General features: G+C 47.6%; 13 protein-coding genes and 1 pseudogene. 5 read left to right on the top strand and 9 right to left on the bottom strand.

The annotated features are described in order from the left end of the window. Positions 1-103: 103 nt before the first annotated feature. The 3 genes from nth to ACES2C_RS10135 all read right to left on the bottom strand — a co-directional run bounded on the left by nth (position 104) and on the right by ACES2C_RS10135 (position 1,778). The gene (gene nth, locus ACES2C_RS10125) at positions 104-832 is read right to left on the bottom strand and encodes an endonuclease III (RefSeq protein ID WP_374166820.1); all 729 of its coding nucleotides are present in this window, start codon (positions 830-832) and stop codon (positions 104-106) included. 69 nt (positions 833-901) lie between these two features. Further along, on the bottom strand, positions 902-1,108 hold the full coding sequence (locus tag ACES2C_RS10130; RefSeq protein WP_374166821.1) for a hypothetical protein: 207 nt from the start codon (positions 1,106-1,108) through the stop codon (positions 902-904). A gap of 82 nt (positions 1,109-1,190) precedes the next feature. After that, positions 1,191-1,778, bottom strand: a complete 588-nt coding sequence (locus tag ACES2C_RS10135) for an RNA polymerase sigma factor (RefSeq protein WP_374166822.1) — start codon at positions 1,776-1,778, stop codon at positions 1,191-1,193. A gap of 497 nt (positions 1,779-2,275) precedes the next feature. On the opposite strand from ACES2C_RS10135, the pseudogene uvrA reads away from it, so the two are divergent. From uvrA to ACES2C_RS10160, 5 genes and pseudogenes are all read left to right on the top strand, one after another. Continuing rightward, a pseudogene (gene uvrA, locus ACES2C_RS10140) lies at positions 2,276-5,076 on the top strand (excinuclease ABC subunit UvrA). Positions 5,077-5,228: 152 nt separating this feature from the next. Next, positions 5,229-6,176 (top strand): sulfite exporter TauE/SafE family protein, encoded by a 948-nt coding sequence (locus tag ACES2C_RS10145; RefSeq protein WP_374166823.1) that lies wholly within the window; start codon positions 5,229-5,231, stop codon positions 6,174-6,176. Between the two features lie 150 nt (positions 6,177-6,326). After that, positions 6,327-7,496 carry a PLP-dependent aspartate aminotransferase family protein gene (locus tag ACES2C_RS10150; RefSeq protein WP_374166824.1) on the top strand — a complete coding sequence of 390 codons (1,170 nt, stop codon included), beginning with the start codon at positions 6,327-6,329 and terminating at the stop codon, positions 7,494-7,496. A 1-nt stretch (position 7,497) separates the two neighbouring features. Next, entirely contained in the window at positions 7,498-7,935 is a 438-nt protein-coding gene (locus ACES2C_RS10155; protein ID WP_374166825.1) for an OsmC family protein, read from the top strand. A gap of 23 nt (positions 7,936-7,958) precedes the next feature. Continuing rightward, positions 7,959-8,567 (top strand): LysE family transporter, encoded by a 609-nt coding sequence (locus ACES2C_RS10160; RefSeq protein ID WP_374166826.1) that lies wholly within the window; start codon positions 7,959-7,961, stop codon positions 8,565-8,567. Positions 8,568-8,582: 15 nt separating this feature from the next. On the opposite strand, the gene ACES2C_RS10165 is transcribed toward ACES2C_RS10160, so the two are convergent. The 6 genes from ACES2C_RS10165 to ACES2C_RS10190 all read right to left on the bottom strand — a co-directional run bounded on the left by ACES2C_RS10165 (position 8,583) and on the right by ACES2C_RS10190 (position 13,487). Continuing rightward, entirely contained in the window at positions 8,583-9,620 is a 1,038-nt protein-coding gene (locus tag ACES2C_RS10165; RefSeq protein WP_374166827.1) for a DUF2157 domain-containing protein, read from the bottom strand. A 267-nt stretch (positions 9,621-9,887) separates the two neighbouring features. Continuing rightward, positions 9,888-10,820, bottom strand: coding sequence for a bifunctional riboflavin kinase/FAD synthetase (locus ACES2C_RS10170; RefSeq protein WP_374166828.1), 933 nt, complete (start codon positions 10,818-10,820; stop codon positions 9,888-9,890). 15 nt (positions 10,821-10,835) lie between these two features. Continuing rightward, positions 10,836-11,576 carry a tRNA pseudouridine(55) synthase TruB gene (truB, locus tag ACES2C_RS10175; RefSeq protein ID WP_374166829.1) on the bottom strand — a complete coding sequence of 247 codons (741 nt, stop codon included), beginning with the start codon at positions 11,574-11,576 and terminating at the stop codon, positions 10,836-10,838. Continuing rightward, complete coding sequence (locus ACES2C_RS10180; protein ID WP_374166830.1) at positions 11,576-12,370, bottom strand: undecaprenyl-diphosphate phosphatase; 795 nt, start codon at positions 12,368-12,370, stop codon at positions 11,576-11,578. The genes truB and ACES2C_RS10180 overlap by 1 nt, the downstream gene beginning before the upstream one ends. 8 nt (positions 12,371-12,378) lie before the next feature. Continuing rightward, entirely contained in the window at positions 12,379-12,609 is a 231-nt protein-coding gene (locus tag ACES2C_RS10185; RefSeq protein WP_374166831.1) for a DUF3098 domain-containing protein, read from the bottom strand. Beyond that, entirely contained in the window at positions 12,609-13,487 is an 879-nt protein-coding gene (locus tag ACES2C_RS10190) for a cell division protein FtsX (RefSeq protein ID WP_374166832.1), read from the bottom strand. Before ACES2C_RS10190 ends, ACES2C_RS10185 begins: the two co-directional genes overlap by 1 nt. Positions 13,488-14,052 lie beyond the last annotated feature (565 nt).

Raw genomic sequence — 14,052 nt, forward strand, 5'->3', positions numbered from 1 at the left:
TTTGCTGTAAAGATATGGAAATTATTTTATTGCTAAAAATATTAGAATTGTTTATTTGGTTTAGTCTGCCCGAACTTTTTGGTTCTTATACAAGTATCGCAAATTATATTGAACTATCAAATGGATGCATTTCTGATGCCTCCCTTTCTTCTGAGGTGCTGCCGCTATTTAGTTTAGCCTGTCGTTTTTTTGCTCTCTGTGCGGTTTCGTAATATTTGCAGAACCAGCTGATCGGACAGATCTCGCACTTTGGACGTCTCGCCAGGCAGATGTATCTTCCATGCAGGATCAGCCAGTGATGGGCCGTCCCCAGGGTTTCCTTTGGAAGAAACTTCATGAGCTGCTTTTCAACCGCGAGTGGGGTTCTGGCGTTCTGAGTAAGACCGAGACGGTTCGCTACTCTGAACACATGGGTATCTACTGCGATGGCAGGAGCCTGATAGACAACTGAGGCGATCACGTTTGCGGTCTTTCTTCCTACTCCTGGCATTTTTTGCAGGTCTTCGAGAGAGGAAGGAACTATCCCATTGAATTCCGTAATGAGCTTCCTTGCCATCCCAACCAGATGCTTGGCCTTATTGTTCGGATAGCTTACTGTGCGTATATACGAGAACACTTCTTCGGGCGTGCTTGCCGCCAGCATGTAAGGATCTGGAAATCGTTCAAAGAGGGCAGGAGTGATCTGGTTAATCCGTTTATCGGTGCATTGTGCAGACAGGATTACCGCAACCAGTAACTCATAGGGATTCGAATAATGCAGTTCTGTCTTTGCATCGGGCTGATGCTTCGAGAAGTACTCAACGAATGCTTTGAATCGATCTTTTTTTAACATATACAAAGGTAACGATAGCTGGATACATATCAGTATCCGCTTCCGTCTTCCACCGCCGTGCTTATGATGCTATTCTGGCTGCTTACGCGACAGTTTTGCTGAGTAACTCAGAAGTTTCTGAATAGTGTCGGTCTGGGGTTCCTTTGACAGGTTGTCCAGATCTTTTTTAAGGCTTTTATAAAATGCTTCGTCTTCCTGAGATAAGGTACTGTAATAGTCAAGATCGAGATCTTCTGCCGCAAACAAGCCTGATGGGAGAGTAGAAAATTGTATCATAAGCAATGCCTTTTTCTTATTGTTTCTAATTAGAACGGCACCGCTTATGATATTATTTCATTGTACTAAAAATTTTGTTTAACTAGCTCACTTTGATACTCAGCTCTTTAGTTTGAAGCATTTTCCTCAAATTATTAAGCGCATACCGCATTCTGCCTAAAGCTGTATTAATGCTAACCTGGGTGATGTCTGCTATTTCTTTAAAGCTGAGATCTCCATAGTGGCGCATAATGAGCACTTCTTTCTGCTCTGCAGGCAGGAGCTGGATCATCCTGCGCAGGTCTTTATGCGTTTGGTCTCTCACCATCCGCTCCTCAATGCTTTCATCATGAAGACCAAGAACGTCGAAAATGTCATAGCCGTCACCACTCGTGATAACAGGCGTTCGCTTATCCTTCCTGTAATAGTCAATCACAAGGTTGTGAGCGATACGCAATACCCAGGGCAGGAACTTTCCTTCCTCGTTGTACTTGCCGGTCTTCAACGTATTGATCACCTTGATGAAGGTATCCTGAAAGATGTCTTCAGCCAGGTACTGGTCTTTAACCAGCATGTAAATAGATGTATAGATCTTGGATTTGTGTCTTCTTATTAACTCTGCCAAACCCGCCTCTTGACCCGAGATATACAAATGTATCAACTCCTGGTCATTCTTCCCTTGAAGCTTCATAGGACTCCTCTCTTTTAATTCCCCTTTAGTTGTTATTGAAAAAAAGTATTATTAAGTAGAGGTTTCTTCAAATAATTTCTCCTGTATGGTTAATAATAGCGTGTGTGCTTAAATCGTATTATCAAATATACTAAATTCCTGTATCTGTTACAACATTTTTTAAGAGTAATATCATTTTTACTTTACGTGTCCGCCAGGTTTCCGAAAGTTCCGGGAAAGGACATCCGGGCAGGACTTACACCCTTTGGTAAAAGCCGGCCGGATGGTCTTCGTTGCCTTTAACCATGCGAACCCATCTCAAGAGACCCTTAGGAACAATTAGTACGCTCGATAGACAATCCAACTGCAAGAAAAACATTGCTGTGTATAATCTCTCGGTTGCCTTCCTTACCTTTGCACATATAGACAGTTTCTACGTTGTAAGGTTTAACCTCTTTGGCCCCAAAATATTTCCGGCCGGAGAAACAGCCCTGCTACTTTTACCTTAAAGAAGAGAAATGACAGAATCGGAGAAAGATCCAAAGAAACATATCATAATAAAAGGCGCCCGCGTTCACAACTTAAAGAATATCGATGTTGCCATCCCCAAGAACAAGCTGGTGGTAATAACCGGAATGTCTGGTTCGGGAAAATCGTCCCTCGCTTTTGATACCCTGTATGCGGAAGGACAGCGGCGGTATGTTGAGAGTTTGTCGTCCTATGCCCGTCAGTTCATGGGACGGATGAACAAACCGGATGTTGACTTTATAAAGGGGATTGCACCTGCAATCGCCATTGAGCAGAAGGTCATCACCAGTAATCCGCGGTCTACAGTCGGTACCTCCACTGAGATATACGACTATCTAAAATTGCTTTTCTCCCGAATAGGACGCACGTTTTCTCCTGTGTCAGGAAAGGAGGTCAAAAAAGATTCTGTAAGCTCCGTTGTTAGTTTTATAGCCTCTCTGCCTGCTGATACTACGGCTACTATTTTTTGTCCCCTGCATCCTCATAACAACCGTACCCTGAAGGAAGAGCTTGCCGTTCTGTTGCAGAAAGGCTTTACCAGAGTATACTTCGGGGAGAGCCTGTCAAGGATAGAAGATCTGCTGAACGACGCGTCTGTAAAAGATCAGAAGCTGAAGGGCGACTCTAAGGTGAAGATCGTGGTAGACCGCGTTTCGGTTAATACAGAAGAGGAAACTTTAAGCCGTATCGCCGACTCCGTACAAACGGCGTTCTTTGAAGGACGCGGCGACTGCCTGGTGGAGGAGAACGGCACCACGCACTTCTTCTGCGACAGGTTTGAGCTGGATGGCATTCGCTTTGAGGAACCTAGTCCCAACTTCTTTAGTTTCAATAATCCCTATGGCGCGTGTAAGCGTTGTGAGGGCTATGGAAAGGTGATTGGTATTGACGAAGATCTCGTGGTACCTGATAAGAGCAAGTCTGTTTACGACGGAGCAATAGCCCCCTGGCGTGGAGAGAAGATGCGCACCTGGCTGGACGAGCTGCTGAAGCATGCCCTGAAGTTTGACTTCCCGGTTCACCGGTCGTATAGCCAGCTGACGGATGAACAGCGGCAGCTGCTCTGGACAGGAAACAAGTGGTTTCGCGGTCTCGATGATTTCTTTGCCGAGCTGGAAACACAGACTTACAAGATCCAGTACCGCGTGATGCTGTCCCGGTACAGGGGCAAGACTAATTGCCCAGAATGCAGAGGGAGCCGCCTCCGCAAGGACGCCTCTTATGTTAAGGTCGGGGGCAAATCCATTACAGATATTGTTCTGATGCCCTTAGACGCGGCCCTGGCCTTCTTTTCATCTCTCAAGCTTAGTGAAAATGAGCAAAAGATTTCGAAACGCCTCCTGGCGGAGATCACTAACCGCATCAAATATCTGAATGATGTGGGATTGGGATATCTCACGCTTAACCGGCTTTCCAATACATTGTCGGGAGGTGAATCGCAGCGTATCAATCTGGCCACTTCCCTGGGCAGCTCGCTTGTTGGCTCTGTTTACGTTCTGGATGAGCCGAGCATTGGTCTACATCCTCGCGATACTCACCGGCTTATCGGTGTTCTGAAGTCGTTGCGCGATGCCGGCAACACCGTACTTGTGGTTGAACATGAAGAGGAAATGATGAAATCTGCCGACCATCTGATAGACATTGGTCCTGCTGCAGGGACTCATGGCGGCCAGTTAGTCTTCGCCGGCGACTATGGCCAGATCGTTAAAGATGAGAATAGCCTCACCGGCAAATATCTGAGCGGGAGAGAGGAAATTGAGGTGCCTTCGTCAAGACGTAAGTGGTCTGACTTTATAGAAGTCAGGGGGCTAGGGAGAACAACCTGAAAAACATCGACGTGAAATTCCCGCTTAATGTGCTTACCTGTGTAACCGGCGTGTCGGGCTCGGGCAAGACTTCCCTGGTGAAGCGCATTCTTCAACCGGCGCTTCAGAAGGCCATCGGCAACTACTCCGGAGAACAGACAGGCGCTTATGACAGTATAGAGGGGAGCACCGACCAGATCGAGCAGGTTGAACTGGTTGATCAGAATCCTATCGGCAGATCGTCGCGCTCTAATCCTGTCACATACGTGAAGGCCTGGGATGATATCAGGAACCTATATGCTTCGCAGGCATCGGCCAAGGCAGCGGGATTAAAGCCGGCCGCGTTCTCCTTTAACGTAGAAGGCGGAAGATGCGACGTTTGCCAGGGAGAGGGCGAAGTCAAGATTGAAATGCAATTCATGGCGGATATTTTCCTGCCCTGCGAAGCCTGCGGAGGCAAGCGATTTAAACAGCATGTCCTCGACGTGGAGTATAAAGAGAAGAACGTCTCTGACGTCCTCAAGCTTACGGTAGACGAGGCCCTCGCGTTCTTTCAGGACGAACCGAAGATACTTTCCAAGATCCAGCCTCTGGCTGACGTTGGCCTTGGATACGTGCAGCTTGGCCAGTCTTCTAATACGCTTTCCGGGGGAGAGGCTCAGCGGATTAAACTAGCTTCATTCCTCATCCGGGGAAATAATAGTCACAAAACCTTGTTCGTCTTTGATGAGCCTACTACGGGGCTGCATTTTCACGATATTAAGAAGCTGTTAAAGTCCTTTAATGCCCTGCTCGATCAGGGGAACACCATCATCGTGATCGAGCATAATATGGACGTGATCAAGTGCGCAGACTGGATCATCGATATCGGTCCCGAGGGGGGCGATAAGGGAGGGCAATTAGTATTCGAAGGGCTGCCCGAGGATTTGGTCCGGGTTGAGACTTCTTATACTGGCAAGTTCCTTAAACAGACCATGAACATGTAACGCTTATCACGGCAACTGGGCCATGGCAAAGGGAGGCGGCTCCCTCCGCCCGCTCTGTGGTATGAGTTTTTTGAAATAATACTCTACTAGTTTTGTATACATTGTATATTTGCTTTCTTTGAAAATAAATTTGAAGGCTAGTACATCATTTCATGGCAGTAACTTATAAGGACGAGGAGCTTGAGGAAAGCATACTTTCCACCGAAGAGCCGCCCAGGCAGTCAGCAAAACAAAAGTGGACATTTTGGCTCTTTTCCCTCATTATTATAGCGGTCGCCTTTGTTCTGCTATGGTTTTACGTGCCGTCTTTCAAAGAAAGGTTCGAAGAGATCCCGCATGTATTTTATTATTTCCTCTTAGCTGGTTTTGTCTTCGCCATGATCGACGGAGCCATCGGCATGTCATACGGCGTTACTTCTACTACCTTTAGCCTCTCCATGGGTATCCCGCCCGCATCAGCAAGCACGGCGGTGCATCTTTCGGAAATCCTGAGCAACGGCATTGCCGGCCTTATGCACTACCGGATGGGCAATGTAAACATGAAGCTGTTTAAGATGCTCCTGATCCCCGGAATTATCGGTGCCATGACTGGCGCATATATCCTGTCTTCTCTTGAGCACTACAGCAAATACACAAAGCCCCTGGTCTCCGTTTATACTTTGATTCTCGGCTGTGTGATCTTAAGGAAGGCCTTTCACATCGCCTCAAAGAAGGAAAGAGAAACAAAGAAGATTACCAATATACGGGGACTGGGCCTTTTTGGCGGCTTTATTGACGCAGTTGGCGGAGGAGGATGGGGCTCTATCGTTCTGTCTTCACTCATAGCAGGCGGCAGGCATGCCCGTTTTTCTCTGGGAGCTGTAAAGGCGTCGCGCTTTTTTGTAGCCTTCATGAGTTCGCTGACCTTTGTAACTGTGTTAAAGGGACTGCATTGGGAGGCCATCAGCGGTCTGGTATTGGGCAGTGCAATTGCATCTCCAATTGCGGCCCGGGTTGCAAACAAAATATCAGCCAAGTCGATCATGGTAGCTGTAGGCGTCATCGTGATCCTGGTCAGCATGAAAAGCATAGGCTCCTTTCTGCTTAACTTCATAAAATAACCTGCGCCATCCCCATCAGGGGAATGTCTTATCTTAAAAATATTTAGGCAAATAGGGGCCTGAAAGGTATATTAGCGTATTCTTAACTAAAATGAGGACAGGGACTGAGCCTTTGACATGATGAGGCGATCTTTCTCTGCTACAATATCGATGAACGAACAATCCAGACTCATAAGAAATCAGGCTGAAAGAAGCCAGTATCGTGAGCACTCTGTGCCCTTATATCTTACTTCCAGCTTTATTTTTGACAGTGCTGAGCAGGGCAGAGCAATTTTTGCCGAAGAAGAGGAGGGAAATGTCTATTCCCGCTACTCTAATCCGAACACAACAGAACTTATCAACAAAGTCTGCGATTTGGAGGGAGCGGAAGCAGGTTTAGCATTTTCTTCAGGTATGGCCGCTGTATTTGCTTCGCTGGCCGGACTGCTCAGAAGCGGTGATCATATCATAGCATGCCGTTCTGTATTTGGTTCGACGCATCAGCTGCTCAATCAGCTGTTCCCCAGATGGGGGATCACGTATACCTATGTTGATGCGCTGAAACCTGACGAGTGGGAAGCTGCAATAAGGCCTGAGACAAAAATGATCTTCCTTGAAACGCCCTCAAACCCGGGTCTGGAATTAGTGAATCTGGAGTGGCTTGGGCAGCTTAAAAAGAAATATCCTCATCTTATCCTGAACGTGGATAATTGCTTCGCCACCCCTTACTTGCAGAAGCCTATTCAATATGGCATCGACCTGGTCTGTCATTCTGCCACCAAGTACATGGATGGACAGGGAAGAGTATTAGGCGGCATTGTTGCGGGACGGGCAGATCTGATTAAGGAGCTGATGTTCTTCATCCGTCATACTGGCCCGGCCATGTCAGCTTTTAATGCCTGGGTGATTTCCAAGAGCCTTGAGACCTTAACCATTCGGATGGACAGGCATTGCAGCTCTGCGCTGACCCTGGCCCAAATGCTCGAGCAGCACCCCGAAGTTGAGGTAGTACGATATCCGCACCTGCCTTCCCACCCCCAATACGAGCTTGCTAAAAAGCAGATGAAGCAGGGGGGCGGCATTGTTACCTTTGTTGTGAAGGGCGGTTTCGAACGAGCAAGGAAATTCCTTGACGCGCTGCAAATGGTTTTGATAACCTCCAATCTGGGCGACTCCCGCTCGATAGCTACCCATCCAAGTTCAACTACACACTCAAAGCTGAGTGAGGATGAGCGTAACGCCCTTGGTATTTTCCCTGGGTCGATTCGCATTTCTGTGGGGCTGGAAGACGCCGAAGATATCATCCATGACGTAAAACAAGCTTTAGATAACTCAAAGTAAGATGAAGATAGAATTAAACAGAGCTAACGACGCTGTACATTTTGCTGCATCCGCTGCATCCTCCCCGGTAAAAGTTCATATTGATGGTTCTCCGGAGATTGGTGGCCAGGCGTTAGGGGTGCGCCCTATGGAACTTGTGCTGATGGCGCTCGGATCCTGCAGCTCATTTGATCTTATTCAGATCCTGAAGAAGCAGAGGCAGGAAATAGAAGATATATCAGTTTCTGTTGAAGGGGAACGTGCTGATGCGGTCCCGGCTGTCTTTACCCATATCCATCTTACTTTCAATCTCAAAGGAAATATTGACCTGGCCAAGGCTGAAAAGGCCGCTGAGCTTGCCGTGAAGAAGTATTGCTCGGTTCACGATATGCTTGTGGCAGGCGGCGTGAAAATCGACTATTCTCTGTTGATTAATCAGGTGCCGGCGACTTCGGTATAGTAATCACTTCTCCGGCAAATAGCATGTTGCTCCTCACGTTCCTTGTCGCCATTGTGATCAACTTTGCCGGATACATTCCTTTAGGGAATATAAATCTTACCACAGTTCAGATCTCCATTAACCGCGGGCTGCGGCAAGCCTTCTATTTTGTCCTGACGTTCGCCCTGATGGACATACTCATTACGTACATTCTAATGCGTTTTGCAGAGTGGTTCGCTCAGCACAAGTCGTGGTGGCTGATACTTGACTATCTGCTCATTGTGATCTTTCTAATAATGGGAGCAAGCAGCTGGTTTACGTCCACACATCCCAGAAAAGTAGAGTACAAAGCAAGCGACAGTGTGCGCTACGGTATTCTGCTCGGGATTTTTAATCCCATGCAGATTCCGTTCTGGATGATTGCCGGGACTTATCTTATTTCCCAGGGATGGATTACCACGGACGGACTTGGAGTAGAGCTGTTCTCGGTTGGAGCCGGCGTGGGAGCATTCTCCTGCCTGATGCTTTTCGCGCGCTTTGCCCGCTACATCCAGGAACGCTTTTCTTTAAGTGCCAGGCTCATCAACCGGAGTATTGCAGTCATCTTTTTTACCCTGGCCCTTATCCAGGTAGGCCGGATGATCTTCAACTAATCAAACACCCGTGTGCTACACCCGGAGGTTCCAGATCTTTTCAGCCTTTCTTCCGATCATCCAGAAGGATATGGCCAGGATGGCAAAGAAGATCGCTTTATCGGTGATGTCCCAGAGGTACTCAAAGTATCGGGTGTAAAGGTTGATAAGCAGGAAGGTGATTCCAAATTCACGTGCGATAGCATCCTTTCGTTTTAATCCATACATCATAAACCCAAGCGCTACTGCCGCCGATATTGCCGCCCAGAATATCAGGTCAATTTGTTTTACCCGTATCCAGTCTTCAATGTCGGCAAAATTTCCGAAGATAGAAAGCAGCCACAAGGAGATAAAAAGATAGAAAAGACCGATGATGTAAGTCAGTGTATTGAACATCGCCATCTTTTTCGACTTCTCCAGGTACAAGCCCACGGCAGTTAAAAGTCCGCCAAATAAAACGAAGCGAAGCGGGTAGTTCATGCCCAGAAAGTAATCCTGCCATTTGGTTTGGTAGCCTGTTTCTGTGCCGAACCAGCTGCCCAATGAGATGAGCGCAAATGCCCAGATCAGCTTAGACTGAAACTTGAAAGCCAGTGCGCCATATACAAAAACAGAGAGTAAAAAGAGAATGGAAAAGTGCCCCGACCCATTATCCAGCGCCTTGCCAAGGAAGGCGATACTTATAGCAGTAAACAAGACGCCGGCAAACAGGGTAGCTTCGTTACTGAAAACTCTTTCGGGGTATTTAGTTTTCTGCTTTTGGCCGTAGTAGTAAAACCATGCGGCCATTGCTCCGGAGAGAATGCTGATCACAATATCCGGCGTGTCGTATAGCTTTTGAAGTAGCCTGATGATCTCGTCATCGATAACCAGGGAAGCCACGGCGATAAGACCGCATGCCAGAGCAATCCAAAAGGAGTACTGGGCAAGCCGCCGCCAGTCGAATTGTTTTACGTCATAGGATGATCGTAGTTCGGTTGCAGTCTCCTGGTTCAGCAGGCCATTTGCCTCCCAATGAGCAATGGTTTGTTCCAGAAAGTCAGCCTCCTGTTTATCGAGGTTCAGTTTTGTCATTGGTTAACGGAGTAAAAGTTGTTGTTCATTTGAATCGTTTAAAGATACTGCCTGCCGCACCTGTTCTATTTCCCGATCACCTTTCTGATGCCTGGCCTTAACAAATTTATAACATTCCATAGGCAATAATAGTTTATTACGGCTCACTCCGCTTTCTTTTTAGCAGTTCAGGTACGTGTATTTTTCGAAATAAGGGGCGAGAAGAATGCCAGCCAGGACAGGGGAACTGTAAGGAACGACTCTTCCGGCTGGATAAACGGCTGCCGTTTAATTAAAGTAGTCGAGTACAGCGTCCTGATCCCGGGCAATCTGCTGCTGCAGCTCCTCAAGCGACGAGAATTTCATGTCACTTCTGATAAATTCCAGAAAATGAAGCCGAAGCGTCTCGCCGTAGATCTCGGTGTCGAAGTCAAAAATGTTGACCTCAATATTCCTGGTCATCCCATTGATGGTAGGTCTGTTTCCAATGTATGCCATCCCCCGCAAGGGCTGTTCGGTGCCTTTGTATGCTATTTCTACCGCGTAGATGCCGTCGGAAGGGATCAGCTTGTATCGTTCCTCCACAAGCAGATTGGCCGTGGGGAAGCCGATGGTCCGGCCTATCTGATCGCCCTTGATCACCATGCCCCGCAACTGAAAGGGATAGCCAAGAAAGTCTGCCGCCGTTTTTACATCCCCGCGCAGCAGTGCCTCGCGTACTTTCGTGGAACTCACTGCTACGTCATTCAGGTCCTGCTCCGGAATTTCTTCAATTTCGTAATGGCACACGGCGGCGTATTTTTCAAGCAACGCAAAATCACCACCCCGGTCTTTCCCGAAACGATGGTCGTAGCCGATGATAATTTTCCTGATCCCGATCTTATCAATCAGGATATGCTGTATATAGTCTTCAGGAGACAGGTTAGAAAAGTCGCGGGTAAAAGGAGTGATGATCAGATGGTCAACCCCCAGGCTTTCCATAAGTTCAGTTTTTTCCTGGATCGTGTTAATCAGCTTCAGGCTTTCGTCCTCCGGGTGAAGGATCATTCGAGGATGCGGGAAGAAAGTAAGGATCACACTTTCTGCATCCATCTTTTTGGCGTCCTCCACCAGCCGCGAAATAATTTTACGATGCCCGATGTGCACCCCGTCAAAAGTGCCAATAGTTACCACCGTGCGCTCCGGTTTCTGAAAATCGTCGATGTGTCTGTAAACTTTCATTTTGCTGCAGCAAAATTACTCAGCTATCATATTTGTTGATTCTTTCTCCTTCAGTTCCCTGATGTGTCTCACCAGTTCCATCACCTCATATGCATGGTCACACCTGAACTCTCCGCTGCGCGTTCTTCTCAGGCGCGATAAATACGCACCGCAGTTCAGCGATTTTCCAAAGTCGTGAACGAGCGAACGGATGTATGTTCCTTTGCTGCACACTACCCTGAACTCGATCTCCGGCAATGCAATGCGTGTTATCTCAAAAGCAGAAATGGTGATGGCGCGGGGCCTTAGCTCGACCGCTTCTCCGCGGCGGGCTTTGTGATACAGACGCTCGCCTTCTACTTTAACAGCCGAATGCGGCGGGGGAAATTGAGAAATGTCGCCGATAAAGGGCTTACACGCTTCTAGTATCATCTCTTCACTGAGATGCGAAGTCTCGTATGTGGCATCCACTTCCGTTTCCAGGTCGTAAGACGGAGTGGTAGAGCCCACAACCATGGTACCCGTGTATTCTTTTTCCTGAGCCTGAAACTCGTCAATCTTTTTCGTAAGCTTGCCCGTGCAGATGATGAGAAGTCCGGTCGCCAGCGGGTCTAACGTGCCGGCGTGCCCTACTTTTAGTTTCAGGGGCTTAAAGGCATTTCGTATTTTGCTCACCACGTCAAAGCTTGTCCAGCGATAAGGCTTGTTAACAAGCAACAGCTCTCCATCCGGAAAGTTAAATTCGGGAAACTCTCTCTTCTTTACTTCTTGATCCATTACACAATCTGCAGGTCTTTTCCCGCCAGTAGCAAAATTAATATAATCCCTCCAACAACTATCCGGTACCATCCAAATGCCCGGAAGCCGTGTTTGGTTACGTAGCCGATGAAGGACTTGATGGCAATAATAGCCACGATAAAACCTATTACGTTGCCTAAAAGCAGAAGGTTTAGCTCGTCGCCGCTGAACTTATAGCCATGCTTGTAAAAATCGTAGATCTTTTTCACCGTCGCCCCAAGCATAGTGGGTACCGCCAGAAAGAAAGAGAACTCAGCAGCTGCCTTTCTCGACAGCTTCTGGCTCATCCCGCCTACAATAGAAGCGCCCGAACGTGATACACCGGGGATCATCGCCAGGCATTGGAACAGTCCGATCTTAAACGCGGTCCCGTAGCTCATCTCTTCGGTCGTCTCAACTTCGGGTTTGTTGAACCACTTGTCGGCATACAAAAGGATGATCCCGCCAAGCACCAGTGAAATAGCCACTGCGAGCGGACTCTCCAATAGCTCGTCGATCGTATCGCTGAGCAGCACTCCAAACACGATGGCAGGAATAAATGCTACCAGGAGCTTAAAATAGAAGTCAAAACTCTGGAAAAAACGTTTGAAGTAGAGAACAACCACCGAAAGAATGGTGCCGAGCTGAATTACAACTGTGAAAAGCTTCACAAATTCGTTCGACTGGATCCCCATCAGCGAAGAACCAATGATCATATGCCCGGTAGATGAAACGGGCAAAAACTCGGTCAGCCCCTCAATGATTGCGAGGATAATTACTTGAAAAATGTTCATTCAATAAGTTATTTACGTTTCTTCAGGATTGCAAAAAAGCCGATGACAAAGCCAATTATTACTACAATGGGGGCCAGAACCGTCTTCCTGAAATCGTAAATATCGGTAGTTCCCGACATGAGCGCAAAGCCCAGGACCACTACGGCAATGCTGAGAAGCATAAGCTGGTAGTGGCTTTTGTCGAAAATAAAGTGCACGTGTTTGCTTTCTGTATTTTCTGAAATTTGTCTTTTTGCCATTATCTGTAGAGGTTGTAAATTTTTAACCGTAAGTACTTGCTGACTGCAAAATAGGTGCTCAGTCCGGAGATCAGGATACCGATCACGATCACAGCCACGAACACCGCTCCGAATTCGAACCAGTTTCGTAAAATGACCAGTTCAGGGATCTGCTGCTGTGCCAGATAAAGCGTGAGCAGAAGTAAAATGATGGCGATCAGGCCGCCAAGGAAACCATGAACAATCCCGTACCCGATAAAAGGTCTTCGGATAAAGCCTTTAGTAGCGCCTACTAACTGCATGCTCTTGATGAGGAAACGCTGCGAGTAAATGGCAAGGCGGATGGTATTATTAATCAGAGCAACTGCAATCACAAGCAGCACTCCTGCAAATGCAAGGATCACCAGGCCAATTACCTGAATGTTCTGATTGACCATGTCAATCAGCGATTTCTGGTAGATCACCTCCTTTACCAGCGGATTCTTTGTTAGCTGACTGCTGAAGGCCTTAATACTGTTGTTATTTGCATAGTCGGCTTTCATGTAGACGTCGATCGACGAGAGCAGCGGATTGTATCCCAAAAACTGTACGAAGTCCTCACCAAGGTCCTTTTGCAGGTTTCGGGCGGCAATCTCCTTACTGACATATTGTGTCCGGAGTACGTAAGGGTGCGTATCCAGCTGTTTTTGAAGGGCCAGCACATCTACTTCTTTCGCCCCGTCGTTAACGATGATGTTTAAAACAATGTTCTCCTTTACATAGTTGGAGAGGTTTCTGGCATGCACCAGCATCAAGCCAAGCAACCCGATCATGAGCAGAACGAGTGCGATACTGATGACGGTAGATACGTAAACCTGTTTGGTCTTTTTAGAAGAAGCACTGCTTTCAAATTCTTCCATAGTCACTGATTAAGTATGCGAAAATAACAAATTATTTATAAGTAGGGGGCCACTAATAGGAAGATCCCTGAGGAAGGTTGCTTCAGCAAGTTGTGCGGGCGCCGCACGTAAGAAGGCAAGGCTGCGGAAATGTGGACTATTTTAAGACAAACAGCCTAAACCTGATAAAAGCGGGTGCTAAAGCTGTACCGAGGCCCCAAACTCCCGGTTCCTGAGTCGTCTGCGCCTGGTAGTTAACTCGAGGTGAGGGCATGGTGAGGGCGACCTGACCCCGAGGTGAGTCCGACTTTCTTTACATAAACACGGGCTCAGGACGGGCTGAAGTCGGACTCACCCCGGGGTCAGGGAAAGTCATATGCAACGAGCAGAGAAGCCAGGCACCGGCTTGCACAGGCTTAGGGGTAGTTAGGGTACAGCTTTGGATGGGGCTTTGGGTAGATGCCATTCTGATGGACTGCCGCCGCTTCGAAGCCCTTTTCGTTTTACAGGGGTATAAAAAATGCCTGCCAGCGAGGTTTTAAGTCGCTAACTTGCTGATCTCGTCTGCAACTTTCACGCTCAAATT

The organism is Arcticibacter sp. MXS-1 (genome assembly GCF_041902385.1).
Taxonomy (GTDB): Bacteria; Bacteroidota; Bacteroidia; order Sphingobacteriales; family Sphingobacteriaceae; genus Arcticibacter.